Here is a 26108-nt window from a genome sequence, read left to right as displayed (position 1 = left end):
CGCAGCCTCCATTAATGTCTAAGGTGTATTTACAAAATGATATGCGGGTCCGGAAAGCCGCTCCAACACGAATGTTCGAAGGGATTCCTCGATATGAATCTCGATCAATGCTTCTTCCATACAGCCAAGCCAAGCATCCGCTCGTTCCTTCGTCACCTCAAAGGGCATATGTCTAGCGCGCATCATGGGATGTCCGACAGCATCTGAATATAACGATGGCCCCCCGAAAAATTGACTTAAAAACATGAATTGCTTCTCCTGTACCGGCATAATATCTTGAGGAAACAAAGGACCTAGCAAAGGATTACGTTGTACCCGCGGATAGAAGGCTGCTACTAACCGACGAACAGTATCTTCACCACCTAATGCTTCATAAATTGTACTGTTTTGTTTCACGTTCCACCCATCCTTCTGTTTGTCTTCAAACGCTCTTCTTATTATAACAAAAATACATACGCAAAAATATAAATAGCTTGTCTGCAACTGCAAATCAATCGTTAGACCTAAGTATTTAAAGTGTCGCTTTGTTTGTAAATAAATTCATGTTTTTATTAATAACTAATTATGTCATAAGTAGTTCGCATTTATGTTAATAAAAAAGAAGAAACCCACGTCATGAATGACACGGGCTTCTTTTTCGTCTCAGGCAGTCCAATAACTTATCATCAGGACTTAAGTCCTATCGATTAGCTATCCCACTCTTCTTCTCCGGGAGTTAAAGACGCTCTAATAACATATACAAAAGCACATACTAGAATGCCTGCCACAAGACTCATCTTCATCACTCCACTTTCTAAAAAATGTATTTCTGCCGTTGACCCCACTTTTTATATGTTAGTTCTATTGTAGCATATGATGTTCAAAAATAAACATGCTTTGTAAACGTTTTCTTATATTTTTTTCCTCCTTTATCTCGGAAGCCTGTACTGTTTGTCCTGAGTTATTCATATATATGCTACTATATCCCTTTTGACTCTGACTGGCAGGAGGCTCCCCATTGCGATTACGATTATCAGCGGCACCTTTATTAGCATGTATTGCTTGTATCTTGAGCTTAATGATGATGATTTATCCACACGCAACCCTTGAAGCATCTGTAAGAGGGTTATCGATTTGGTGGGATGTTCTTTTCCCTGCTCTTTTTCCGTTCTTCGTGATATCTGAAATGCTGCTTGGATTTGGTATTGTGCATTTTGTTGGGACCCTGCTGGATCCCTTGATGCGCCCGCTTTTTCGTATTCCGGGAACAGGTGGTTTCGTCGTTGCCATAAGTTATGCCTCGGGGTACCCTGTCGGCGCCAAGCTAACGGCCCAACTATGGGATCAAAGGCTTGTTACACGTGAAGAAGGAGAGCGGCTAGTCGCTTTCACAACAACATCCGATCCGATCTTTCTCATTGGAGCGGTTTCGGTGGGGTTCTTTCATGATGTAGGCGTGGCCCCCATTCTAGCTATAGCCCATTACGGCGCTGGGACACTGATCGGATTCCTGATGCGTTTTCATGGATCGCGTGCCATCCCATCTCCTTTTCTCTCCTCTTCTGCAGGTCACCAAGGCTTGGGTAGAATTCGTCAGGCGCTGCGGGCGATGCACCAAGCTAGACTGCGTGATGGACGAGATCTAGGACTCCTCATTCGTGAATCCTTAAGATCTTCTCTGAAACTGATGATGGTCGTCGGTGGTCTTGTTGTGTTTTTCTCCGTGATTCTAGAGCTGCTTACAGCTGCGCATGTGATGAATGGCTTATATAGCCTGATTCAATCGATGTTAGGGATATTCGGTATACCGCCTGAATTATCACAGTCCATTGTGAACGGCATTTTCGAGGTGACATTAGGCGCGAAATCTGCTGGGGCAGCTGGCACAAGCATTCCGCTCGTATATCAACTTTCCGTTGCCGCCTTCGTACTCTCATGGGGAGGGCTATCTGTACATGCGCAAGTAGCCAGCATTCTGAATGCGACGAATCTACGGTACTGGCCATTTCTTATTGCTCGATTATCCCATGGCCTATTAGCCATGATTTTCGTATTCTTGATCTATTGATAAGCAGAATCAGACATTGTATTCTCGCTCCATATTGATTATGATTTATAGTGATGAACTTACTATCATTTTCATTAGGCGAAGGAGCTTTATTCCATTGAGATACTACGTGCAACATCGTGATGACGATGTCTCGAATCGACTTAGCAATACCTTTCAACAAATGGCCAGCGAACGCGGCATGCAATTCGATGAGTTGACACCCGAAATTGTTGTATCCATTGGCGGCGACGGTACGATGCTGCATGCCTTCCATCGATTTATCGATCAATTAGACCACATCGCATTTGTCGGTGTGCATACGGGCCACTTAGGCTTTTACGCCGATTGGCAAGTCGATGAATTAGAATATTTGGCAGATATCATGTCCGGAACCCGGATTAACGAAACCATCGCTCCACGTATTGTGAAATATCCTTTAATTGATATTGAAATTCGTACGGATGAAGAGATCAAATATTACAAAGCGCTCAATGAATTCACATTAAAAGGCGTTGACGGCACGCTCGTTGCTCAAATCGATATTAACAATCAAATGTTCGAAATGTTCCGCGGTGACGGGATCTGCGTCTCTACCCCTTCAGGCAGTACAGCATACAATAAGAGCGTCGGGGGCGCCTTGATACACCCAAGTATTGCTGCACTTCAGCTTGCTGAAATTGCATCGATTAACAATCGTGTCTATCGGACACTCGGTTCATCATTGATCCTTCCACAGCATCACCACTGCGATATTTATTCGAGTAAACCTCAGCGCATCGTGCTATCACTTGACCACCTTACCATCCCTATGGATCATCTTCATTCCATTCGATGTTCGGTGTCATCCCAGAGAATCAGCTTTGCACGCTACCGCCCTTATCCGTTCTGGAACCGTGTTAAGCAAGCCTTTATTGGCACGAACGTACAATAAAAAAGCAGGCAGCATTCGCTGCCTGTTTTTTTCATCTTATAGAGTCCCTTAAATTCGCGCCAAAGACACATCATCCAAGTGAACATGCTGCGTCGTTGGATTTGTCGTGTGAATTTCGAACCTCACTCGAGCAAACCGGGCTCCGGGCGGAGATTCACTTGTAATGCCCTGGAACGTCGTCCACACTCCAATATCATCATCGGGGAGCGAAGAAGCTGTTACGGTCATTTGAAGTCCTATGCCTAAAAAGTTTTTGTCTTCATCCAACCAAATAATCCGTACATCAACAGGTGCATTGCCTCTTGGAATCTCTCCATTCATTTCGAATTGGAGTTCATAATGATTATTCGGACATATCCCTGCTGCGTCCTGAAATAACACGCCATTTCCTTCAAGATTGCCCGCAAGATCAGCAAAGCCCAGACGCGCTGCCTTTAATCCGGAATGAACTTCGTCGGCATCTGCCTGGTTGACTCCGTCATTGGTAGAATCAATCTGCCATCCAAAAAAAAGCATTGGATCTTCAAAGCCACCATTAACCATTAATTGTCCTCGTATGGGAACACATCGATCCCTTATTGGATCCGGAACATGAAATTGAAAATCGATTTCCTTGTTTTGAGAGGAATTTTGCAAGTTAGACACTCCTTTCTTGAAAGTTATGGAACTATAGAAGATTTACAACCAACCGAGCCTGTGTAAGCTCCCTCCTTTACGCTATCTACGATATTTATATGAAAAGTAGTTTTATAAGGAACTCCATACTCGTCTTATTCCGCATAAACAAACGCAAATTTAAGGCTCCTGTCTCGTTCCGCGGCATAAAAAAAGGGCATGTGGGATGAATATCCCTTACCCTTTTTTGACCGGATCAAACGATACCATTTCAGGGTGCTGTGTTGCCTGATAATACGTCTTGTACATTTTCGTTAGATCTAATTTCGACGTTTCTCCGCCCATCATTTAGCCTCCTATATGAAAAAAAGGCTTCCTATTCGGAAGCCTCCACTGTCTGTTGTACCTTTGGCGTCTGCTCTTGCGCTGCCTGTTTTTTGGTTGGGTTCGATGCTGGTGGATTGGGCGCTGCCTGCTCAGAAGCTTGCTGATTCTCTTGCTGAGCCGGCTGTTCAGCTTGCGGTGCGCCTTGCGGCTGCTGACCTTTATCCCCCTTCTGCTCTTTCATCTTCTCCAACACAAAATACGCGCAACCAAAATTGCAGTATTCGTTAATGTAGTCTATCATACTCGAATAGTTCGAATCCTTGGTCGATTTCGGATTGTTGTCTCTGAAGAAGCCTTTAAGTCTAAGCTGATTGTATCCCCAGTCTCCAATGATATAATCGTACCGATCGAGCACATCGCTGTACCGGTCCTTAAATGCTTCTGCATTCCAACCGTTCTTATGGTCTGTCATCACTTCATATGTTTTGCCAGTGATATGAATCAAGCCAACCCTCTCCTCAACCCTTACAATATAGAAAATCCTATGCTTGTGAAGCTACTTGCGTCGAGTTCGTACTCGATGCGGATTTCACTTGTTCATGCGCATGATACGAGCTACGAACAAGCGGCCCGGATTCAACGTGACTGAAGCCGCGCTTCATGCCTTCTTCTTTTAGACGAGCGAATTCATCTGGGTGGTAGTATTTCTCAATGTCCAGGTGCTTCTTCGTAGGCTGCAAATATTGTCCAATCGTAAGAATATTACAATCGACCGCACGAAGATCATCCATCGTCTTCAAAATTTCATCCCACTCTTCGCCTACACCTAGCATAATGCTTGATTTCGTAGGAATTTCCGGTTGCATTTCTTTGGCACGACGCAATAATTCCAATGTACGACTATATTTTGCTTTGGCACGTACACGGTCTGACAGACGTTCTACCGTCTCGACGTTATGATTCAGAATATCTGGCTTCGCGTCCATCACGACTTTCAGCGCATCCCAGTTCCCCATAAAATCTGGAATCAAAACTTCGACGCTGCAGAATGGCGCTTTGCGACGAATGGCTTTGATCGTCTCTGCAAAGATCATCGCTCCGCCATCTTGCAGATCATCCCGTGCAACCGAGGTTACAACACAATGCTTCAACGCCATCTGTACCGTTGAATCCGCGACACGTTCTGGCTCTTGTAAATCAAGTTCCGTCGGCAAGCCTGTATTCACGGCGCAAAAACGGCATGCACGCGTGCAAATATCTCCGAGAATCATAAACGTTGCTGTACGATTTGCCCAACATTCATAAATATTCGGACAACGCGCTTCCTCGCAAACGGTGTGCAACGTCTTGGAGCGCATCATATTTTTAATTTCGGTGTAGTTGTCACCTGTCGTTAATTTTATCTTGATCCAATCCGGTTTACGCTCTTTCGGTTTTTGATCTTTCTGTCCAGTTGTCATGCAGTACCCTTCTTTCGTGTAGCCTAACAATCGATATTTGGTAAAATCACCTTCGTAATTATACCACATATTTAGTTTGGATAAAACGAACTTGCTTGATTCAACCTAAGGATAAAAACATGGAGGGAACCGTCGTGCTTCTTCATAATCGAACCATACGACTCGGCCTACGCTGTCTGATCGCCGTTACCGCACTCAGCCTATTCGGCGCCTTCTCAGACTTGTCTTCCCATCACGTGATAGCCGCTGAGGGTCCGAGCAGCAGTGAACCGTCTGCACAACCAAGGCTAGAAGATATTTTGCAGCAACGAAAAAGCATCTATGACCACATTGAAGCTAAGACCCATGTACCCTGGCAACGGCTTGCCGCGATCGACCAATATGAACGCACGATGGCTAAAATTCCGAAGAAGAGCGCCGAAGCAGCTCTCCATCAGCAGAATAACGTGAATCGCTTGACCGCCATTCAAATTCAGGAATCTATTTGGATCGGCTGGTTAAATCCGGATTACACCGACCAGAATCCTAAATCGATCTTACTCTTTTCTGGACTCGGAAAAGATGGTTCCGGCGATGGCATTGCCGATCCGAACAATGATTTGGATCTGTTGTACAGCGTTGCATCCTTTGTGGGCAGCTACGGAAGCTCGGCAGATGATTTCAGCATCGGCCTTTGGAATTATTACCATAACCCTAGTGCTGTCAAACGAATTAATCAATTTGCCAAAATCTATGCGACATTCGGGTATGTTCCTTTAGATCAGCATGCCTTCCCCGTCCCTTTGCAGTCCAGCTATGCCTATCGCAGCACATGGGGAACAGGACGGAGCTGGGGAGGTTACCGTATTCATGAAGGAACCGACATCTTCGCATCCTACGGAGTTCCTGTTCGGAGCACCTGCTTCGGGATTATCGAGACGAAGGGCTGGAACCCCTTTGGCGGTTGGCGTATTGGGATCCGGGATTTGAACAATTACTACCACTATTACGCGCATCTATCCGGTTTTGAGAAGTCACTACAAATTGGTGATCTCGTGAAACCCGCGCAAACCATCGGATGGGTCGGCAGTTCAGGTTATGGCAAGCCGGGTACCCAAGGGAAATTCCCTCCCCATCTGCATTACGGCATCTATCGTGACCGCGGGCTTGTCGAGTGGTCTTTCGATCCCTACCCGTCCCTAAAGAGATGGGAGAACGAAGAACGCAGAGCCATCGCCGCTAAAAATAAAGCGAAAAAGGCAGCCGACCAATAATGGTTGACTGCCTTTCATTACTTATGCGTCTCCACCTCGGTTGGCGAAGAGGATTGCTTCTGAGGCTCCGTGACTACCGTCGTGGTCGAATCTGGGGTCGTTACCGTAGGCGTAGTTGTAGTTGGTGGCGTGCTTGACGGTGCGGGTATAGCCAAGTTCGGTGCACCTGCGCTGTTGTTTCCAACAGGATTGCCTTTATTGTCATAATAGTACATAGGGACATTTCCGACGACCAATAAATACGATACCGGAATCTCGGTCTCAACCGCTTCGGGTTCGGTGTCAAATGGAATAATAATCGAAACCTCTGCAACGATCCGAATATACACCTCCACAAGAATCATATTAATGCCGGCATCCTGCTGCTTTGTATTCAGCTCTACTTTTACCGCACCTTGAGGCTCTAACCGAATAGGTACCTTCGGACCAAAAGAGGCGATGATGGCACTGTCGAACGCCTGACCAAGCGGGATATGCTCATTCAAATCCTTCATGTTCATTAAGGTACTTTCCACAACATCTTTGGTTCTCGAGGTGATCCGCATATTCTCTGCATAGTTCATCATGAACCCGGCAACCTTACCGTCGCGATCCGTCTTCCAATCAATCAGGGACTGAAAGTTGCTGCTGTTGGCGATTTGCTCTGAGATGGCTTTATTAATGGACTGTGTTGCAATTTGCTTGACGCGAATCTTTGCGAGCGCCATGATTGGCGGTTTTAAATTTTTCTCAATAAAGATAAAAGATTGCAAGGTTAATAGTGTAAAGATGACCAGCGAAATAAAAAATAACTTCCGACGGCTCCCCGGTTTCTTGGAACTGCTTCGCCATCTTCGTCTTACTTGCATAGGCCTTTCCCCCTGTAGGACACAATCTGCCGTTAACTCCTTAAAGCTTATGCGGCATGGCCCAAAAAAAGAAGAACAGGCTCTACATCATTCACGAAGAAAAAATGAGCTACTTCAAATAAAATCCCTTATCTATTTGGCATGTATGAGCTCGCCTTGTACCGGCTCGATACCGTCAGCCCATCGGATATGAATGGCCTGGGATTGGAATAAATCCGCCCCATTGGATACTTGGAAATGAAGATGCGGTTCGCTGGAGTTCCCCGAATTGCCAAGCTGACCGATTACGTCCCCCGCTCGAACCTTTTCCCCTGGTTTTACCGTCACAGAACCTTTTTTAAGATGTGCCAAATAGCTATACTCCCCGCCATGGTTGATGACTACAACGTTGCCTGCTGGTGCTTTTTTATTCATCACGCCAACGGGTTCATTGTCCAGAATGTCATTGACGATGGATACGACAACTCCATCCGCAGGGGCTAGAATTTCCTGTCCGAAGGCATGGTAGCTCTCATTTTGGGTTGGATCCCCCGAATACGAATAACCGTCTTTGGCTTGAACGATATCGTAGGCATACCGCTGGCTTTCGTGTTCATAATGATAATTGACGAGTACGTTCGTTCCTCCCCAGAATACGAGCCAATCTTCTCCCCGAAATGGAAGGTTATACGTCGTTGACGTCATCTTCTTATCCTGTTCCGGCCAACCCGGATGCTCGCTGATTTGGAGCCCCTGAATGATCCCTTGATCATCGAAAACGCCCAGTATGCCTTTGGCCTTATCCGGTGTGAACCATACCCGATAATCCCCGCCATTCAACTGCATGCGGGCGACTTGTTCGAAAGAAACCATTCCTTTCGTGAACTTTTGTGCCATGTCTGTAAAATCTGTTAAGCTGACCTGTTCCTTAAATGCATCGCTGAAGCGAGCATGGACTTCATTATACCGCCCCTCCAGAAGTGCTTGCGGGAGTTCTTCCGGCAACTTAATCACTTGCTCCTTATTTTGCTCGACCTTGACGTCTGCATTTTTACTCATGGGTTCCTCTCCTCTCGAACTACAAGCTGATAATACCCCTATGCTTAGGCTTAACGTTAAAATTATCAAACCGTATCTTATGGCTTTCCTCGAACTTGTGCGATTCCCTTTCATGTATGGCTCCTCCTCGTTTATACATCCAACGCTCTGAATAACCTCATTATAGCCATGCAATCTTAGATCCCGCGTAATGGAACATAAACGCTCTCTTACGTTTTTAACACGGGAATGAATAAGAATTAAGGTACAGTTAAGAAAGCATGGCGTCGGCGAAAAAATGAATTATGTTATGATAGAAGGTACGTTAAGGATCGGACAGGAGAGGATGAGAATGTACGCTGCAGCTATTCTGCTTGTCGATGACGAGCAATCCATTTTAGAGCTTTTACAGACGGTACTGCAGAAGGAAGGGTTCACGAACATTGATACGGCTCAATCAGGGGAAAAAGCGATTTCTGCATGCCAAGCTGCTACATATGATGTAATCGTGCTCGATGTTATGCTGCCCGGACGCAGCGGGATCGAGATATGTCCTTTTCTTCGCCAGACAACGGACGCGCCTATTTTGTTCTTGACCGCACGAACCTCTGATTTTGACAAACTTAGCGGCTTCGCGGTTGGCGGCGATGATTATATTACCAAACCCTTTAATCCGCTTGAGGTCGTTGCGCGCATCAGATCGCAATTGCGGCGGTATATACCATCGGCACATCAGCTTCCCCCAGGAACCATCACGGATGCAAGAGATCTTTCAACCCAAATCTATGATTATGGCAGATTTATGGTGAATGAACGGGCTGGGGAACTGCTCGTGAGAGGCAAAGCCGTTGCTTGTCCCGCCCTCGTGTTTCAATTATTGCTTTTCCTTTGCAAGCATCCCAACCAAATTTTCACCAAAAGCGAATTGTATGAAAAAGTATGGGGAGAAGAAGCATTAAGCGATGATAATACGGTGATGGTTCATATTCATCGATTAAGGGAACGAATTGAACAGGATCCATCAGACCCGCGTTTTATCGTCAATGTGAGAGGTATGGGATATAAGCTCGTTCAACCGATGTCGAAGGAACTGGAATGCTGATATGAAGATCAAACATCGACTGACGCTGCGCTTCATCTTTCAATTAGTTGTATCCGGCATTGTCGTGCTTCTGATCGCTGCAGCTTGCGCGTGGTGGATTCTTCTGCGCTTAGCAGATATGAGTGTCACACAGGATTTTACTTCCGTCGGATTAGAACGACTGGTCGAGTCTTCTGAACTCAGCAAAGACGGCATCCGCTTTGATCCTCACTTGCTAGAACAGGTGAAGCTTAATAAAGGTTGGCTTCAAAGTCTGGATGAACATGGACGGGTAGATTTGTCTTATAATACGCCGAAAGATGTGCCCTTAAATTACGCGCCAGGAGAGCTTGTAGACTATTGGAATAAGGCCAAGCCGTTCCCGTATGATATTTACCTTTGGATTCAAGAAAAGGACGGGAAACTATTCACCATTATCTATGGCACTAAAAATGAGATGAGGTTACTCCTTGAAGAAATCAACCAGCACCCGGCGGTGACACCGGCCGGACAGGTAGAACTCCCCGCCTCGTTACAAGAGCGGGTGCGAAAGCTAGGCGCTTATATTCAAGTGTTGGATGCATCTGGATCGGAGGTAGCTTCGTACAATAGACCCGCTTCCGTTCCCCAGAAATATACCGTTCAAGAGCTTGTGCTACGAGCAACATACAGCGACCGATACGGATTTAGAATCGCTTCCAACTATCAAGAAGATACCAAATACACTTGGGTGATGGGACTTCCATTAAGTAGTGGCGATGCCACAGGAGAACAAGGTCTTATCCCCGAAGAATTACGTATTATCCTCATCGGCATCGCGGCCATGTTCGGCGCCGTGTCCATCGTATTTCTTCTGTTCTCAGCATGGAATGCGCATCGCTTCGGTTCTCCAATGCTGCATATGCTTGCATGGATCGAGTCCATTGGACGGGGACAATACAATGAACCCCTAGATCGAACAGGCCAGCCTCTTAGTCGGAAACGGTCCGGGAAATGGCGCCGCCGCTATGCTGTTTTTGCTGATGTTATGCAATCGTTGCACAAGCTATCTACAACACTCCAGCGTGACCAAGATTTACGTCAACAGACCAATATGCTACGAGATGAATGGATTGCTGGAATCACGCATGATTTAAAAACGCCGCTCTCTTCGATCAAAGGGTACGCGCATATGCTTGCAGCAGAGAACTATGAGTGGTCTACAATGGAGGTTCGAAAGTTCTCTTCAACGATGTTAGATAAATCCGAACATATGGATACGCTGATCAATGATCTGGCGTTGACGTATCGGGTGAATGCACGTATTCAACCGCCAGAGATGGAGGAAATTGAACTTAACTCGTGGATGCAAGAGATGTTGACACACCGGATGGTTCACCCTTCCTGGGGAGCAGAGCGCATCATCTTCAAGCCAGCAGAGGTCGAGACGACCGTCATGCTCTACCCGCCTTGGCTGGAACGTGTCGTGCACAATATTACAGCGAATGCCTTAATGCATAATCCACCGGATACGCGGCTTACCATCTCTATTCGCCGGGACGCACAGGCAATGGGGGGCATGATCGTATTCGAAGATAACGGTATGGGTATGGATGAAGTAACGGCGAACAGACTTTTTGACCGCTACTACCGTGGAACAGACACCTCGGTTGCAACCGAAGGTTCGGGGCTGGGGATGGCGATCTCAAAAGGATTGGTTGAAGCTATGGGCGGCACCATTCAAGTTGAAACGGCTCTTGGCCAAGGCACAACCATTATGGTATTGTTCTGCTTGCGAATAGATTCCTAGGATCGGGTCAAAATAATAGATAAGAAGATATGAAAAAAGAAGCCTAATAATCAGGCTTCTTTTTCATATCTTCCGATCCCATAGAATACATATATTCTAGGTTTCGATGACCATAATCTAGCGTAAAGGACCGATATCATGACCATGACCAAAGACCGCAATATGCTCTTTATCCAGGCCATCATTTTATTTAGCATTCTCGATGCCTTCTGTACCCATCTCGGCATCTCCAAAGGTTGGGTGACAGAAGCGAATCCGATCGCTAGTTTCGTGTATCAGAAGAGCATCGTCCTTTTCTATCTCTGGAAAGTTCTGATGCCCCTATTTCTGCTTCTATTGTACCCGTATATTCGAGCCAATCCGCTGCATAAACGCCTGATCCAATTCACGACGGTGGTGTACTCCTTACTGATGTTATATCATGCAGGATGGTTGTTAATAGTGTGGAGCGGACCTGTAATATGAGACGCTTATGTATACTTCCGCTGCCGCAATGCCTCGTACAATAACACGGATGTGGCCATCGCAACGTTCAGCGATTCCGCTTTTCCCGGCATCGGGATAATAATCCGATCATCTACAAATGCCTCAGCAGCTTCAGACACCCCATTACCTTCATTCCCGACTAATAGCCATGTTGCAGGACGGAAGTCGTATGTGTAACAATTCTCTTGCGCTTGAAGGCTTGTACTAACAATGCGGGCACCCTTTTGCTTCGCCAGCGGGAGTAGTTCTTGCAGCTCTGCTTCCATAATCGCCAGATGAAATAGCGATCCCATCGTCGAACGAATGGTCTTCGGATTATATAGATCAACCGTCCCTCTGCCCAAGATGACCGCATCCGCCAGCACGGCGTCCGCACTCCGAATAATCGTACCTAAGTTCCCCGGATCTTGTACGCCATCCACGACAATAACAAGCGCATTCGGTTGAGATAATACCTCGTCCACTCGATTCGCATCATGTTTCTCGACAACGGCAAAAATCGGCTGTGGTGTTTCCGTCGAACTACATTTTGCAATAATCGCATCGGTCACACCAATCCATTCCACATCCAAGTGTGTGGCAGATAACTTCTCGATATCCGCTGGCATCCCTTGCTCTATGGAGTACACGATACACTCCATCGGAGCATTCGAGATTAATGCCTCTTGCACCAGATGTATCCCTTCAATGATATATTTACGCTGTTTATCGCGATGTTTCTTTTCTAATAATTGCGCCCACTGCTTAACGCGCGGATTTTGTAAAGAGGTTATTTCCATGTCTTCTTATAATCCCCCTGCTCAATAAGATCCATGCATTCTGTTAAGGCGTGGAATATTGAATCTCCATCTTCTGTATATCTTTGTTCGCCCCCACAATAATGAGCACATCATCCGGTTTAATCGGATCGTCTGCCTGGGGCGAAATATTCATTTTGCCGTTATTTTTAATCGCCATGACGTTGCAGCCAAATTTAGCGCGAACATTCAGCTGCTTCAAGTTCTGGCCAATCATTTGTGAAGTCGCTTGGAGTTCGATAATACTGTGATCGCTGGATAATTCAATAAAGTCCATAATATTCGGCGACACTAAGTGATGGGCTACACGCAACCCCATATCCCTTTCCGGATAGATCACTTTATCTGCGCCAATTTTATTCAATACTTTCCCGTGAAGCTCATTCTGTGCTTTTGCAATAATACGAGGTACGCCCAAGTCCTTCAGGATCAAGGTCGTTAAAATACTTGCCTGAATATCTTGTCCAATGGATACAACGACGACATCAAAATTACGAATTCCTAATGCGCGCAGCGCTTCTTCATCTGTGGAATCTGCGGATACCGCATGCGTTACGATGTTAACAACATCTTGTGTACGCTGCTCATCCGTATCGATAGCTAACACTTCAAATCCCATTTCGCTGATTGCGCGAGCTACGCTGGAACCGAATCGTCCCATGCCAATGACTGCAAATTGTTTCTTCGCCATTTGTTAACACCTTCCCCGTGTCTTCTCATTCAATAGTGCTTATTATACCACACATGTGCCCATCCCACTAAAAGCACAATTTCTCAAGAATGAATCCTCCGCAAGGAAGCCATATTAACTGTGAATCTTCTGGAGGTGAACCACATGGGTATTCAACTGGATTTGCGCCAAGCCATTTTACGTAAAGTACAGAACAAGACCGATGCAGAAATAACCGACATGATTGAGGATTCCATCGATTATGACGAACGCGCGCTGCCAGGGCTTGGGGTTTTATTCGAATTAATTTGGAAACAAGTTGATGCACAAACCCACGACAAGCTCATTACAGCGTTGCAGGAGAAGCTGAAGGCGCCAAGCCCGGCTCATTCGTAATCATCGAAAAAGTGCCTTTCCTTAGGGAAAGGTTCTTTGTTTATTCAAAATTAAGAAACGTATTCTCCCCTCAAACGTTCTACTATAGTATTGTTAGGATCGATGCAGGGGAATCTGCTAGATTCATCGTCTATGGATAGAGGACTTAAAAAAGGAGGATACATCTTGCTGCGAGTACAAAATTTATCCCACGTGTTCCGCAACGGAAGTGAAGATACCCCCGTACTTAAAGAAATCAATTTCACCATACATAAAGGCGAAATCGTTGCGTTACTCGGCAGCTCCGGTTCCGGTAAATCTACGCTCTTGAACTTGATGGCTGGATTGATGAAACCTACGGAAGGCAGTATTTTTATCGCGGATCAAGCCATTGAGAAAATGAGTGAAAATAAACTAGCGGAATTCCGGCGCACGAATATCGGTTTTATTTTTCAAGCTTACGAGCTCATTTCCCATATGACCGTTCGTGAGAATGTTGAGCTGCCGCTCGTATTCCAAGGGGTGAAACGGAGCGAGCGACGAGATCGCGCCATGGCATTGCTTGAGAAGGTTGGGCTCAAAGAGAAGACTGAAATGTTCCCATCTCAGCTCTCCGGTGGACAGCAACAACGGGTTAGTATTGCGCGTTCACTCATTACCATGCCGTCCATTGTGTTCGCCGATGAGCCAACCGGGAATCTGGATACCAAAACAGAGAATGAAATTATTAATCTATTGATTGAATTGAATGAAACCTTGCATATCACCTTCGTCATCGTTACCCATGAACAAGAGGTAGCTACCCGGACGAAGCGGATTATCCAGCTGCGAGATGGTTACCTTATCGATCAGACGGTCGCAGGGGGGCATCCCGCATGAGATTAAGAGATTACATAAGCATTGGTTGGGATCAGCTCAAGCGACGCAAAGTGGTCACGGCCATGTGTACGATTGGCATTGCCATCGGATCGGCTGCCATCATCGTTGCCTTGTCCCTCGGTGAATCCGCACAGCAATATGCGCAGGATCAAGTTAATGCGTTCCTGAAAACCGATGAAATTACAATCATGAATAAAGCTAGTAACGGTTCGGCGGACCCAAGCACGGAACAGACATCGGATCGTGACGTGATTACGAAGCAGAAGGTTGATATTATTAGACAGCTCCCGCATGTTAAGGCCGTCGGAACGTATAAAGATTTGGGCAACTTTCCCTTTAAGCTAGATGACGATAAGGAGGGTCGTGTTGAACTGACCGCGACCAATTTGGATTCGCTTGAGGCATTTGACAATTCGTTTCAACAAGGCGGAATCTCTGAACAAGAGAACACCATTATCTTAAGTTATGGTGCGATGATGGGCCTAACGGATCCGGTATCGCAAGAAATGCGCGAGAAGCAATTGAACGCGAATCCGAACGACGAATCTCTGTGGGAGACGTATCGTGAATTAGGCAAGATTGTGACACCCTTGTACCAAAAACAACTGAAATTGCAGGTCGATGCAACCCGAGATCTCAACAATCCAAAGATCATTGAGATTCCCGTGCGGGTTGTTGGCGTGTTGAAGAAACCTTCAGGTGTTAGCGAAAATCAAATTCCATATATGAAGCAGGCCTATATCTCGCATGAGCTGGCAGAACAAATTGTAGAGACGATGAAAACCGCACGCAGCGGTACGGATTTACAGCCAGAATTAACCGCTAACTTCTCCAGAGCCGTTGTCAAAGTCGATGATGTAAAGAACGTACAAGGCTTAGACGATACAATCAAGAAACTGCGTGTCTCACCGCAAAATAACTTGAGTCAACAGGACCGGTTGAAAGATCAATTTGCGATTGTACGGACCATCGCTTTAGGTGTGGGATTATTCGTTTTATTCATCGCCTCCATCTCGATCGTTGTCGCCATGACGATGTCGACCTATCAACGACGTCGGCAAATCGGAATCATGAAGGTGCTTGGTGCGAACTTAGCGCAAATCCGCAATATGTTTATCGTCGAATCTGCACTGCTCGGACTGATTGGCGGGATCTTCGGCATTCTCTTCTCCTATTGGGTCGTCTGGGGGATTAATGCACTACTGATGATGACAGATCCAAGCGAAGAAGGCAGCATTATTTTTATATCTTCATGGATTCTTGGTGTTGGCGTGTTCTTCGCTGTGTTAACAGGCGTGCTATCTGGTATTTATCCTGCCATCAGCGCGTCCAGAACGGATGCATTAACAGCCATCAAACGAGATTAGAACTTTATATATTTCAGGAGTGTGACAACGGATATGAAAAAGAAAATATGGCTCGGAATCGCCGCATTGATCGTGATCGGCATCAGCTTTGGGCTTTATAACATGAGCTCGCCGAAAAAGCCTGTGATCGCAGATAGTACGGATTCAGCGCTGCAATTCGAGGTAACGCGTGAAAATCTTGCCAAAACCATTGACGTGAAAGGGAAATCCTCTTATCTCAATGAGACCATTGTCTATGCCCCTTACGATGCTGATGTGGTTTCTTGGCATGTGAAGGACGGGATGCAGATCAAGAAAGGCACAACGCTTTTCTCTCTTGATCGCACGAAAATCAATAACGAAATTTCGCAGCTTGAAGCACAGTTGGAGAAATCTGCACTAGAAGCGCGGTTAAATGATTTGCAGGCTAATACAGCTGATATGGGTGCAGATCTTGCGCTAAATGAAGCGGAGGCCAAACGCGGATTCGCGGAACGTGAGAAGAACAAGATCATGAATGACCTCAATCAAGTGAACGACCAAATCAACCAAACCGAATTGAACGCCAAGAAGAAAAAACTGCTCCAATCTGAATTTAAAACATCCAAGCCTGGCATCTTCCTCTTTGATGATGCGAATAACATACCAAAGGCCGTACGAGAGAATGATCGTATTGGGAAAGTGGTCGATTTAGATAAATTGCAGCTCGTCACGTTTGTCGGAGAACAGGATGTATTCCAGATCAAAACCGGCATGCCTGTCAAAGTCAAAATCAATGCCCTGAAAGATATTGTATTAGACGGTAAGGTCGAGAGCGTCTCCAAATTTGCCAAAACAGGAACCGAGCAGAATACAACCGCGCAAGCCGCACAGTTCCAGGTCAACATTAGTCTTTCCAAGAATGAGAATCTGATCGCAGGACTTAGCTTAACCGGTTCCATCGAAGTTGCGAATAAACCCAATGTGCTGGTGATCCCAACCATTGCGATCCAACGCGAGAAGGATCAATACTATGTCAATTTGAAAACCGCTACGGGTGTTGAAAAGAAATACATAAAAATTGGCCTCGAGACTTCTGACAAGACCGAAGTTACGGAAGGGTTAAAAGAGAAAGACACGGTCATATTGCAATGATTTGATAAGAGGGAGCTGATCTATGAGATCAGCTCCCTTGTGTGTCTTATGTCGTTACATCTAAGCGCTTATACCTTCACCTTCGAGGTTTTGTTACATATTCTTCGAACGGCTTCCCCGATGCCTCATGGAATATTGCGCTGAATAGGTCCGACTCTAGACGAAGGTACTGGGCCACCTTGGATACATCGGCACCTTGATCTCCTTGCTCTTCTACGTATCCAATCGCTTGTTCCATCAGTGCTCCAATCTCCTGAACCCTCCGCAGCTCTAACTCCTCCCACTTCAGCTGCATTTCGGGACGAAGCGAAAAATCAATAGGCGTATCGCGCTTTAACCATTGCGTATTCTGCTCGCTCGCCCGTTTCTGCACCTCTTCAAAGGCAGCCACCGACTTGCTCTGGGCTTCTCCATAGGCTGCAGCAATAGCAGCTTGCCGATACGACTGGCGGAGCACATCTTTGGTATGCATTAGCAATCCGATCCCTAAAGTGACTTTCGTACCGTATATATGATCTAACCACCGTACAAGCCGTTCCGTCTGACATGCTGCTGCATGACGGGTGCAGGAAGAATTCCGTTCGAACACAAAGAAGACGTTCATATATCGATTCATGAGAGGACTCACAATACAAGGACCTAACATCTTCATAAAATTTCGAACATCATCGTAAAATCTTCCTAATCGCAAGTGATTTTCTGTGGGGCTGATGCCCTCCACCTGAGGAAAGGCAACCGTCACGGCATAACCTGCGTCGATGTCCACCTGCAAGAGTCGGGAAAATTTCTCTATCATCTGGTCACACGTCTTTTCCATCATGAATAATAATGCCAGTTGGTTCTCCATTAACGGGATCAAGGGAAATATCCCTTCTTGCTGCTGCTTCTCCTCTACCCGCTTCATATGTTCCTGATCGAGCTCTTGCACGATTCGTTGCATACCCGTGATGAGATGTTCTTTCATGATATGCTTTACAACCACCGTTTTACTCCTGGGGCTCACGTGTCTGATTTGTTCTAGAAGTTCCAAGTCCTCACGCTCGGATAGCGTGAAGTTCATTAGAATCACATCCGGTTCGCACGTTGCCGCTTGCTGTACTGTAGCGGATACACTCACCTCATGAATCAACTCGAAGGTCCCGGGCATGATTCGGGTGATTAACCATTCCAATCCTTCCCGTTCTTGGGTGTTATGATCCGCTATGAGCAACCGATACATCCTTTTCTCCTCCCCACCCATCCATGATGCCCTGTCTTCACAATGTTGGTTGCGCTTTCATTTAATGGTAATATGATCCAGTTTATCACAAAAAAATAAGGTTATCGATACGTCCAACGTATCAATAACCTTAAGATTTTATGACAGATTTGTTACGGCGCTGTTTCGAGGAATTTCGCGGTCGGATTCTTATCCATCGCGGTCCGCATCGCATATTCGTTCTCGAATAGAACGACATAATTGCCCTTCTTGTCAGTAACTAACTGCGAGTTAATACGGAACTTGCCTGGATCAATTTTGTTCTCGTCCACGATCCAACGAGCAAATTGGTAGGTCATCCGGTGTAATTGAATATCTACGCCGTATTCACCTTTCATCCGATATTCAAATACCTCAAATTGCAGTTGACCGACAACCCCAAGGATGGTCTCATCGAACCCGCTTGCGGATTGAAAGACCTGAATCGTCCCTTCTTCCGTAAGTTGGTCGATTCCTTTCTGATATTGCTTATGCTTCAATGCGTTCTTCACCGTTACTTTTGCAAAGATCTCCGGTGAGAACGTCGGCAATTCATCGAATACCACATCACTGCCTTGGCTGAGCGAATCCCCGATCCGGAAGATTCCTGGATCGAACAATCCGATGATATCGCCAGGGAATGCCTCTTGCACGATATCCCGATCTTGCGCCAAAAATTGCTGTGGTTGAGCAAGCTTAATTTCTTTTCCTGCCCGAACATGTCTCACGCTCATACCGCGTTGGAATTTGCCTGAGCAGATCCGCATGAATGCGATCCGGTCACGATGGGCTGGGTTCATATTGGCTTGGATTTTAAAGATATAACCCGAGAACTTCTCATCTTCCAGCGGATCAATCATTCCCGCCGTGCTATTCCGAGGCGTTGGTTTTGGTGCAAGCTCCAGGAAGTTCTCTAAGAACGTCTGCACACCGAAGTTATTGATCGCACTTCCGAAGAATACCGGCGTTAATTCGCCGCGCTTTACCTTTTCCAAGTCAAACGGGTCGCCCGCAACATCTAAGAGCTCTAAGTCTTGGCATAATTGATCATGCAGGAATTCACCCGCCATTTCGCGGATAATCGGATCCTCGTAACCATCCACTTTGCGAACTTCAATCTCGGAATGATCATTGCCTTGGAATAACTCGACTTGGTTATGGACCCGGTCGTATACACCACACAAATCGCGGCCCGTTCCGATCGGCCAGTTCATCGGTACCGAACGGATACCAAGCACTTCCTCCAGCTCTTCCATCAAATCAAAAGGACTGCGTCCTTCACGGTCTAATTTGTTGATGAATGTAAAAATAGGGATGCCGCGTTTCGCACAGACTTGGAACAGCTTCACCGTCTGCGCCTCGACCCCTTTCGCTACGTCGATCAACATGACCGCGCTATCGGCTGCCGTTAAGGTACGATACGTATCTTCACTGAAATCTTGGTGACCCGGTGTATCCAGAATGTTAATCCGATGGCCTTTATAATCAAATTGCATCACAGAGGACGTAACCGAGATCCCACGCTGCTTCTCGATTTCCATCCAGTCAGATGTTGCATGTTTGCTTGCTTTACGTGCTTTTACAGACCCCGCCTCACGAATCGCGCCCCCAAATAAGAGCAGCTTCTCCGTCAATGTCGTTTTACCGGCATCCGGGTGAGAAATAATCGCGAACGTCCGTCGTTTATCGACTTCCTTCTTTAATTCTTCGGCTATTGTTTTGCTCATGCCCCATGTCCCTTCATCTACAAAATCATAACTTCTATTGTAACATAATGCGGAATGAAATTGTATTCGATTCCAAGCTGAATTCGCCTAAAATAGACAAGAAAGACGCCAATTTCTGCCTGATGGCAGCTTAGCGTCTTCCTCTATACTGAATCTCTTACGCAAGTGCGCGAATAACCACCGAGATTTTACGTTCTGATGCTGTCTCACCTGAATCTTTAACGACCCAGTTCGCAGCTAAAGCTTGTTTCAAGGCTTCAATATGATCGGAGGAGAGCGTAAGCTCGTCCACACGGCCTTCGCTTGGCGTGAAATCACGTCCTGCTTCCACACCGAATTTCTCGAATAACCATACCTTCAACCCATTGTTCGTATTGAATGTGATCTGATAACCGTTACGAATAGCCTCTTCAAGCGGCTCGCCATTCTCTTCCGCATAGGAGAGAAATTCATCATAGCTGTAATATTCAGCTTCGGCAACTTTTAAGGGTGTAAGATCACCCGTTGCTACCACTTGTAATAGCACCTCATTGGTAACGCCAAACCGGCGCGCACGTTCGATCATAATTGCCGTATTTTGCGAGATTTTCACACGTTGTCCCATAGATACATCCTCCTCATCACCGTTTCTTGATTGTACTTATAGATGACAGGCCACGAAATGGCCCGGTGAAATTTCTTTCATTTCAGGCTGTTCCTGACGGCATTGTTCCGTTGCAAAGGGACAGCGCGAGCTGAATTTACAACCATTCATTTCAGCCATCGGACTCGGTAAATCGCCCTTCAACATCCCCGTATCTAACGCAGCTGCTTTGGGATCCGGAATCGGAATGGCAGAGAGTAGTGCTTGGGTGTACGGATGGGCTGGATGCGTGTACAGCTCATCGCTTGGTGCGATCTCGACCAGCTTCCCTAAATACATCACGCCAATTCGGTTGGAGATATGACGAACCATCGATAAATCATGCGCAATGAAGAGATATGTGAGTCCGAACTCCCCTTGCAAGTCCTCTAACATATTGACGACCTGCGCTTGCACGGATACGTCCAAAGCCGAAATCGGCTCATCGCATAAAATGAATTCAGGATTTACGGACAAGGCTCGCGCGATACTAATACGCTGGCGTTGACCGCCGCTGAACTCATGCGGATAACGATCCACATGCTCCGGTTTTAAGCCTACCTTCTCCAACAGCTCCAATACTCGATCATGCTGATCCTTCTTGCTGCCGAAGCCATGAATCTCCATCGGCTCACGGATCAATTGAGCAACGTTCATGCTTGGATTGAGCGATGAATACGGATCTTGAAATATCGTCTGCATTCGTTTCCGGAACGGCTTCAGCCCTTTTTCATTCATCTGAGCTACATTGACACCATCGAACCATACCTCTCCATCCGTGACTTCATGCAGACGTACGATGCTGCGTCCTGTCGTCGACTTCCCGCAACCCGATTCTCCAACGAGCCCGAAGGTCTCTCCTTTATGAATGTGGAAGCTGATATCGTCTACCGCTTTTAATACTTTCTTTTCGCGGCCGAAACCGCTAGATCCCGTAGGAAAGTACTTCTTCAAATTCCGTACATCAAGTAATACTTCGTTCTTCGTACTCATTGTTCATCCCCCTCCTGTTCCCGCTTCTGTTGCTGCATATCCGAAGAAAGGAGCCAGCAAAGCGAACGATGTCCTTCTTCAGGAACAAAATAAGGAGGCATTTCACGACACTTATCCATGGCATGCGGGCAACGTTCCATGAATGGGCAGCCCGTTGGCGGATGTAATAGGTTCGGCGGTGTTCCCTCGATAGAGACAAGACGTTCCCGCTGCCCTTCTTTGACGCGAGGGATGGAACGTAACAATCCTTGCGTATACGGATGGCTTGGACGTTCAAAGATATCTTCTACCGTCCCTTCCTCCATAATCATCCCGCCATACATAACGATCACACGCGTACATACTTGAGCAACCACGCCCAAATCATGCGTAATCAATAGAATGGATGTATTCGTTGCATCACGAAGCTGCTTCATCAGGTTTAGAATCTGCGCTTGAATCGTGACATCGAGTGCGGTTGTCGGCTCATCAGCGATCAACAATTCCGGCTTACAGGATAAAGCCATAGCAATCATCACCCGCTGACGCATCCCGCCGCTAAATTCATGCGGATACTGATCAATTCGTTGTTCTGGAGAAGGAATTCCCACTTCACGCAGCATTTCAATTGCACGCTGCCGTGCTCCTGCTTTATCTAACTTCTGATGACGTCGAAGGACTTCAATCATCTGAGCACCCACTCGGATAACTGGATTTAACGAAGTCATCGGATCTTGGAAAATCATGGCGATTTGATTACCGCGAATGGCACGAAGCTGTGGCTCCGTCATTTGCCGTAAATCTTGACCATGAAATAATACTTTACCTTCTTTGATCACCCCTGGAGGTTGAATCAAACCAAGCAGCGACTTTGCTGTGATACTTTTACCGCTGCCTGATTCACCTACGATGCCAACCACTTCACCCTGTTGAATATCAAAGCTGACGCCGCGAACAGATTCAACTTCACCCTCGCGTGTCATGAATGACGTTTTTAAATTTTGCACGGATAATAATTCTGTCATACGCCTCACTCCGTTAAGTCATAATCCACTGGTTATCGCCGATTCACTTTCGGTTCGAATGCGACGCGGAATACATCCCCGAGAAAATTAAAGGACAGTACCGTAACTAAAATAAAGATCCCCGGGAACAATGCCATGTATGGCGCGTCCCCAATATAGCCTTGTGCATTGTTCAGCATGCTGCCCCAAGACGAGTTCGGCTGCTGGATACCAAGCCCAAGGAAACTAAGTGACGATTCCATCAGAATCGCCGACGCAATATTAATGGTAGCCGACACGATAATGGTCGGAAGAATACTTGGTACGATATGTTTGGTAATAATTTTGAAGTTACTCTGTCCAGATACCCGAGCATACAACACGTACTCGCGCTCTTTGACAGATAACGTCTCCGCCCGTACAATCCGGGCAATGCTCATCCAACTCAGTAACCCGATAATGATCACAATCGTCGAAATCCCCGGTTTAAGATAAGCATTAAGGATGAGCATTAAGAAGAACGAAGGAATAGACATGAGCACATCCACAAAACGCATCAGGATGTTATCCATTGCTCCGCCAAAATAACCGCTGACAGCCCCAACCGTGGTTCCTACCACGACCGCAACGATCATCGCAAAGAATCCAACACTAAGCGAAACTCGTCCGCCATATAGTGCTCGAGCAAAATAATCGCGCCCATTATCATCGGTTCCGAACCAGTGCGCTGCGCTTGGCGGTAATAACCGCTCGGTTACAACAATCTTATTCGGATCATGGGGGGCTAGAAACGCGAATACCGCTGCAATAATGAATATGCCAAGAACAATGAGGGCAACGATGCCCATTTTTTGTTCTTTGAATTGTGTCTTAACGTTACGCCATCTCATTCGATTCATCTGTCTAATCACCTCATCGTCTTGATTCGCGGATCAGCTACGCCGTACAAGATGTCCGCAACCAAGTTCCCAATCACAAGCATTACCGATGAGAACATCGTAATTCCCATGATTACAGGATAATCCAGCGCAAATATGGACGTAATCCCTAACGAACCCATACCTGGCCATGAGAATACGGTTTCTGTAATGAACGCCCCTGCAATTAAATCTGCGAAAGACATCCCTAGAATCGTAATAATCGGAAGCAATACATTTTTAAGTACATGCCGCCAGAGAACACGGTTTTTCGTTGCGCCATACGCATATTGAATCTGTACATAGTCCTCTTCCAGCTGACTGATGGCCTGAGAACGGATATAGCGTGAATACATCGAGACATTCATGAACGTAAGTACCGCACAAGGCAAGATACCGTGCTTCAGAATATCCCATATCGAATCCACGCCAATCGTACGCATCCCCATACTCGGAAGTACATGTAATTTTACTGCAAAAATATAAATAAGCATAATTCCGAACCAGAAACTAGGGATCGAAATCCCTATATAGGACACCATGCTGATGACACGGTCCGTCACGCGATTTTTCTTCGCTGCCGCAATCATACTAATAGGAATTGCAATCAGCAAGGACAGAAGCAGTGCAGCCCCCATCAATCCGATCGTTGCCGGAAGACGTTCTAAAATCATGGTCAATACGGGGCGGTGCGTCGTAAGCGAGTAACCGAAATCCCCTTGGAAAATATTCTTCAACCAAATAAGGTATTGCATATAGACTGGTTGATCAAGCCCTAGACTATGTCGTATACGTTCCACATCTTCCGCACTCATATTCGGTGTAACGAAAGAGTTCACCGGATCGCCCGGCGCAAGTTTGATTAATGCGAACGACACGAGGGAGATAAACCAAAGCAACGGTATCGCTTGTAGGATCCGTCGCAAGATGTATTTTTTCAAAGGTGTTCCCTCCGAACTGAACACTCGGCGTTTCCGCCGAGTGTCGTGGTATGTTCTATTCTGTTAAATACAGTTTCGATAAATCTTCGAGCATGACAACCGGTTTGGTCACGGCTTCTTCAACACCAGCATAACGTTTGTCGAGTGCGACCACAGCTTTCGTATAAGCAATTGGGAGGACTGTCATTTCACTCGCTACCGTTTGTTGAATTTTTTTATACAGCTCACCGCGTTTCGTTGTATCCGTCTCCACTGCGGCTTCATTCCATAGTTTATCGAAGTCTGCATTTTTATAGTGCGAGTAGTTGTAGGCTTCGTCACTCATATAAAGTGTGCGGTAAGCATCTGGTTCAGAGCCCATGATGTAACCACCGAAGGACATGTCAAACTCTTTATTGTTCATATCTAACGTTTTATTACCGAAAGCTGTCACATCAAGCGGCAACAATTGTACATCAATACCGATCTCTTTCAGCTTTTGTTGGACATATAGTGCCATACTTGTCTGTGGTTTGTTCGAATTTGTGTATGCAAGACGCAATTTCAAGTTCGATACGCCAGCTTGTTTAAGCAATTCTTTAGCTTTATCCAAGTTGTAATCGTATTTCTCCACATCACTCGATTGATACAATGTATCCGGAGTCAGAATCGAAGGAGCAGGTTCTGCGAACTCACTGGATGTATATCCTGCAGTAATCAATTCTTCCTTATTCAATGCATAAGCGATCGCTTGGCGAACTTCTTTCTTCTGCATAACGTCCACATTCAAGTTGAAGACCATGTAGGACAGGCGTCCTTCCAAATACGTTAACATGTTGAATTTGCCTGTGTTATTTAATGTATTGTAATCTTGTGTATCTACCATGCGCATTTGGATCTCACCATTTTGAAGCGCAAGGTTTGCTGCGTTGGAATCTTTCGCTACACGATACGTTACGGAATCCAATTTTGGCGCGCCGTTGAAGTACTTATCATTACGTTCCAAGGTCACGTACTCACCTGGACGGTATTCTTTAAATTTGAAAGGACCCGAACCTACTGGTGATGCGTTTTTTGTGCTTTTCTCGATGTCCGCTTCCCCTTCAAAGATATGTTTAGGAATCGGGAAGATTTGAACGAGCATGCCTTCGAATGCAGCGGATACGGTTGGCAGATTAAATTCTACCGTGCGATCGTCAACTTTCTTCATTGTTAGCGGTTTGCCATCATACACAAATGAACTGCGGAAGAAGCTGTGCTGCTTCTCATCGAGAATGCTGTCCATCGTGAAGATGACATCATCAGCTGTTAATGGCTTTCCGTCTTGCCAAGTCAATCCTTCACGCAATTTCAATGTATATTTCAAATTGTCCTCAGAAGGCGTTAAGCTTTCGGCTAACACATACGTTGTTTTCCCATTGTCAATATTGTATAGCGGTGCATACAACGCTTGGTCAATGGTTAATGTGACACGGTCACCCGCATAAATTGGGTTCAATACTTTGGGATCATCCTGTACGGCAATCACGAGGCTGCCGCCATTCTTCGGTGTACCTGCAGGCGCAGAGCCTTGGTCTTGTGTTGTTTTGCTTGATGTACCGCCGCATGCGCTTACTGTCAAAATTATGAGTGTCAAGATCGCAGCGACCCATATATTCTTGCGTTTCATGTT

The 26108-nt window shown here is 46.1% G+C and carries 26 protein-coding genes; 10 read left to right on the top strand and 16 right to left on the bottom strand.

What is annotated here, in order from left to right; translation table 11 throughout:
- Positions 1–18: 18 nt before the first annotated feature.
- On the bottom strand, positions 19–396 hold the full coding sequence (locus BVG16_RS04335; protein WP_078497330.1) for a globin domain-containing protein: 378 nt from the start codon (positions 394–396) through the stop codon (positions 19–21).
- Between the two features lie 601 nt (positions 397–997).
- On the opposite strand from BVG16_RS04335, the gene ylbJ reads away from it, so the two are divergent.
- The gene (gene ylbJ / locus BVG16_RS04330; RefSeq protein ID WP_269845572.1) at positions 998–2047 is read left to right on the top strand and encodes a sporulation integral membrane protein YlbJ; all 1050 of its coding nucleotides are present in this window, start codon (positions 998–1000) and stop codon (positions 2045–2047) included.
- Positions 2048–2144: 97 nt separating this feature from the next.
- On the top strand, positions 2145–2960 hold the full coding sequence (locus BVG16_RS04325; protein ID WP_078497328.1) for an NAD kinase: 816 nt from the start codon (positions 2145–2147) through the stop codon (positions 2958–2960).
- 48 nt (positions 2961–3008) lie between these two features.
- On the opposite strand, the gene BVG16_RS04320 is transcribed toward BVG16_RS04325, so the two are convergent.
- The 3 genes from BVG16_RS04320 to lipA form a co-directional block, all read right to left on the bottom strand.
- Positions 3009–3503 carry a hypothetical protein gene (locus tag BVG16_RS04320; protein WP_078497327.1) on the bottom strand — a complete coding sequence of 165 codons (495 nt, stop codon included), beginning with the start codon at positions 3501–3503 and terminating at the stop codon, positions 3009–3011.
- 448 nt (positions 3504–3951) lie between these two features.
- The gene (locus BVG16_RS04315) at positions 3952–4407 is read right to left on the bottom strand and encodes a YutD family protein (RefSeq protein ID WP_078497326.1); all 456 of its coding nucleotides are present in this window, start codon (positions 4405–4407) and stop codon (positions 3952–3954) included.
- Between the two features lie 37 nt (positions 4408–4444).
- Complete coding sequence (gene lipA, locus BVG16_RS04310) at positions 4445–5362, bottom strand: lipoyl synthase (RefSeq protein WP_078497325.1); 918 nt, start codon at positions 5360–5362, stop codon at positions 4445–4447.
- 134 nt (positions 5363–5496) lie between these two features.
- Here lipA and BVG16_RS04305 point away from each other — a divergent pair, with 134 nt between their 5' ends.
- The gene (locus BVG16_RS04305) at positions 5497–6615 is read left to right on the top strand and encodes a M23 family metallopeptidase (protein ID WP_269845571.1); all 1119 of its coding nucleotides are present in this window, start codon (positions 5497–5499) and stop codon (positions 6613–6615) included.
- 17 nt (positions 6616–6632) lie between these two features.
- On the opposite strand, the gene yunB is transcribed toward BVG16_RS04305, so the two are convergent.
- Positions 6633–7463, bottom strand: a complete 831-nt coding sequence (gene yunB, locus BVG16_RS04300; RefSeq protein WP_078497323.1) for a sporulation protein YunB — start codon at positions 7461–7463, stop codon at positions 6633–6635.
- A 132-nt stretch (positions 7464–7595) separates the two neighbouring features.
- Positions 7596–8501 (bottom strand): peptidoglycan DD-metalloendopeptidase family protein, encoded by a 906-nt coding sequence (locus BVG16_RS04295; RefSeq protein WP_144027292.1) that lies wholly within the window; start codon positions 8499–8501, stop codon positions 7596–7598.
- 331 nt (positions 8502–8832) lie between these two features.
- On the opposite strand from BVG16_RS04295, the gene BVG16_RS04290 reads away from it, so the two are divergent.
- The 3 genes from BVG16_RS04290 to BVG16_RS04280 all read left to right on the top strand — a co-directional run bounded on the left by BVG16_RS04290 (position 8833) and on the right by BVG16_RS04280 (position 11815).
- Positions 8833–9582 carry a response regulator transcription factor gene (locus BVG16_RS04290; protein WP_078497321.1) on the top strand — a complete coding sequence of 250 codons (750 nt, stop codon included), beginning with the start codon at positions 8833–8835 and terminating at the stop codon, positions 9580–9582.
- A 1-nt stretch (position 9583) separates the two neighbouring features.
- On the top strand, positions 9584–11350 hold the full coding sequence (locus BVG16_RS04285) for a sensor histidine kinase (protein ID WP_078497320.1): 1767 nt from the start codon (positions 9584–9586) through the stop codon (positions 11348–11350).
- Positions 11351–11488: 138 nt separating this feature from the next.
- Positions 11489–11815: a DUF5658 family protein gene (locus tag BVG16_RS04280; protein ID WP_078497319.1), complete on the top strand. Its 327-nt coding sequence runs from the start codon at positions 11489–11491 to the stop codon at positions 11813–11815.
- 5 nt (positions 11816–11820) lie between these two features.
- Here BVG16_RS04280 and BVG16_RS04275 read toward each other — a convergent pair whose 3' ends face one another.
- Together BVG16_RS04275 and BVG16_RS04270 are read right to left on the bottom strand one after the other, a co-directional pair.
- Positions 11821–12615, bottom strand: coding sequence for a TrmH family RNA methyltransferase (locus tag BVG16_RS04275; RefSeq protein WP_078497318.1), 795 nt, complete (start codon positions 12613–12615; stop codon positions 11821–11823).
- 43 nt (positions 12616–12658) lie between these two features.
- A complete protein-coding gene (locus BVG16_RS04270; RefSeq protein ID WP_078497317.1) occupies positions 12659–13324 on the bottom strand; it encodes a potassium channel family protein in 666 nt (221 codons plus the stop codon).
- A gap of 144 nt (positions 13325–13468) precedes the next feature.
- Between BVG16_RS04270 and sspI the strand changes: the two genes are divergently transcribed.
- The 4 genes from sspI (at position 13469) to BVG16_RS04250 (ending at position 17037) form a co-directional block, all read left to right on the top strand.
- On the top strand, positions 13469–13699 hold the full coding sequence (gene sspI / locus BVG16_RS04265; RefSeq protein ID WP_078497316.1) for a small acid-soluble spore protein SspI: 231 nt from the start codon (positions 13469–13471) through the stop codon (positions 13697–13699).
- Positions 13700–13864: 165 nt separating this feature from the next.
- Positions 13865–14557, top strand: a complete 693-nt coding sequence (locus BVG16_RS04260) for an ABC transporter ATP-binding protein (protein ID WP_078497315.1) — start codon at positions 13865–13867, stop codon at positions 14555–14557.
- Complete coding sequence (locus BVG16_RS04255) at positions 14554–15924, top strand: ABC transporter permease (protein WP_078497314.1); 1371 nt, start codon at positions 14554–14556, stop codon at positions 15922–15924. Before BVG16_RS04260 ends, BVG16_RS04255 begins: the two co-directional genes overlap by 4 nt.
- Before the next feature lie 33 nt (positions 15925–15957).
- A complete protein-coding gene (locus BVG16_RS04250) occupies positions 15958–17037 on the top strand; it encodes an efflux RND transporter periplasmic adaptor subunit (protein WP_078497313.1) in 1080 nt (359 codons plus the stop codon).
- Between the two features lie 76 nt (positions 17038–17113).
- On the opposite strand, the gene BVG16_RS04245 is transcribed toward BVG16_RS04250, so the two are convergent.
- From BVG16_RS04245 to BVG16_RS04210, 8 genes are all read right to left on the bottom strand, one after another.
- Positions 17114–18256 (bottom strand): response regulator transcription factor, encoded by a 1143-nt coding sequence (locus BVG16_RS04245; RefSeq protein WP_078497312.1) that lies wholly within the window; start codon positions 18254–18256, stop codon positions 17114–17116.
- 152 nt (positions 18257–18408) lie between these two features.
- On the bottom strand, positions 18409–20001 hold the full coding sequence (locus BVG16_RS04240; protein WP_078497311.1) for a peptide chain release factor 3: 1593 nt from the start codon (positions 19999–20001) through the stop codon (positions 18409–18411).
- A 157-nt stretch (positions 20002–20158) separates the two neighbouring features.
- Positions 20159–20605, bottom strand: a complete 447-nt coding sequence (locus BVG16_RS04235) for a hypothetical protein (protein ID WP_078497310.1) — start codon at positions 20603–20605, stop codon at positions 20159–20161.
- Between the two features lie 36 nt (positions 20606–20641).
- Positions 20642–21616, bottom strand: coding sequence for an ABC transporter ATP-binding protein (locus BVG16_RS04230; RefSeq protein WP_078497309.1), 975 nt, complete (start codon positions 21614–21616; stop codon positions 20642–20644).
- Positions 21613–22620, bottom strand: coding sequence for an ABC transporter ATP-binding protein (locus BVG16_RS04225; RefSeq protein ID WP_078497308.1), 1008 nt, complete (start codon positions 22618–22620; stop codon positions 21613–21615). Before BVG16_RS04225 ends, BVG16_RS04230 begins: the two co-directional genes overlap by 4 nt.
- Positions 22621–22652: 32 nt before the next feature.
- On the bottom strand, positions 22653–23498 hold the full coding sequence (locus BVG16_RS04220; RefSeq protein ID WP_078497307.1) for an ABC transporter permease: 846 nt from the start codon (positions 23496–23498) through the stop codon (positions 22653–22655).
- An 8-nt stretch (positions 23499–23506) separates the two neighbouring features.
- Entirely contained in the window at positions 23507–24457 is a 951-nt protein-coding gene (locus BVG16_RS04215) for an ABC transporter permease (RefSeq protein ID WP_078497306.1), read from the bottom strand.
- A gap of 55 nt (positions 24458–24512) precedes the next feature.
- Positions 24513–26105, bottom strand: coding sequence for an ABC transporter substrate-binding protein (locus BVG16_RS04210; protein ID WP_078497305.1), 1593 nt, complete (start codon positions 26103–26105; stop codon positions 24513–24515).
- Positions 26106–26108: the final 3 nt, after the last annotated feature.

The organism is Paenibacillus selenitireducens, from assembly GCF_002021565.1.
Classification (GTDB): Bacteria; Bacillota; Bacilli; order Paenibacillales; family Paenibacillaceae; genus Paenibacillus_K; species Paenibacillus_K selenitireducens.
This window is presented reverse-complemented; position numbering and strand designations above follow the sequence as displayed.

Coding starts and splice junctions, on each gene's coding strand:
- BVG16_RS04255 (WP_078497314.1), top strand. CDS start 14,554: ATGAGATTAAGAGATTACATAAGCATTGGTTGGGATCAGCTCAAGCGA.
- BVG16_RS04220 (WP_078497307.1), bottom strand. CDS start 23,498: ATGAATCGAATGAGATGGCGTAACGTTAAGACACAATTCAAAGAACAA.
- BVG16_RS04230 (WP_078497309.1), bottom strand. CDS start 21,616: ATGAGTACGAAGAACGAAGTATTACTTGATGTACGGAATTTGAAGAAG.
- BVG16_RS04225 (WP_078497308.1), bottom strand. CDS start 22,620: ATGACAGAATTATTATCCGTGCAAAATTTAAAAACGTCATTCATGACA.
- BVG16_RS04270 (WP_078497317.1), bottom strand. CDS start 13,324: ATGGCGAAGAAACAATTTGCAGTCATTGGCATGGGACGATTCGGTTCC.
- BVG16_RS04275 (WP_078497318.1), bottom strand. CDS start 12,615: ATGGAAATAACCTCTTTACAAAATCCGCGCGTTAAGCAGTGGGCGCAA.
- BVG16_RS04250 (WP_078497313.1), top strand. CDS start 15,958: ATGAAAAAGAAAATATGGCTCGGAATCGCCGCATTGATCGTGATCGGC.
- BVG16_RS04235 (WP_078497310.1), bottom strand. CDS start 20,605: ATGGGACAACGTGTGAAAATCTCGCAAAATACGGCAATTATGATCGAA.
- BVG16_RS04320 (WP_078497327.1), bottom strand. CDS start 3,503: ATGGTTAATGGTGGCTTTGAAGATCCAATGCTTTTTTTTGGATGGCAG.
- yunB (WP_078497323.1), bottom strand. CDS start 7,463: ATGCAAGTAAGACGAAGATGGCGAAGCAGTTCCAAGAAACCGGGGAGC.
- lipA (WP_078497325.1), bottom strand. CDS start 5,362: ATGACAACTGGACAGAAAGATCAAAAACCGAAAGAGCGTAAACCGGAT.
- BVG16_RS04245 (WP_078497312.1), bottom strand. CDS start 18,256: ATGTATCGGTTGCTCATAGCGGATCATAACACCCAAGAACGGGAAGGA.
- BVG16_RS04295 (WP_144027292.1), bottom strand. CDS start 8,501: ATGAGTAAAAATGCAGACGTCAAGGTCGAGCAAAATAAGGAGCAAGTG.
- BVG16_RS04290 (WP_078497321.1), top strand. CDS start 8,833: ATGTACGCTGCAGCTATTCTGCTTGTCGATGACGAGCAATCCATTTTA.
- sspI (WP_078497316.1), top strand. CDS start 13,469: ATGGGTATTCAACTGGATTTGCGCCAAGCCATTTTACGTAAAGTACAG.
- BVG16_RS04210 (WP_078497305.1), bottom strand. CDS start 26,105: ATGAAACGCAAGAATATATGGGTCGCTGCGATCTTGACACTCATAATT.
- BVG16_RS04280 (WP_078497319.1), top strand. CDS start 11,489: ATGACCATGACCAAAGACCGCAATATGCTCTTTATCCAGGCCATCATT.
- BVG16_RS04285 (WP_078497320.1), top strand. CDS start 9,584: ATGAAGATCAAACATCGACTGACGCTGCGCTTCATCTTTCAATTAGTT.
- BVG16_RS04240 (WP_078497311.1), bottom strand. CDS start 20,001: ATGAGCAAAACAATAGCCGAAGAATTAAAGAAGGAAGTCGATAAACGA.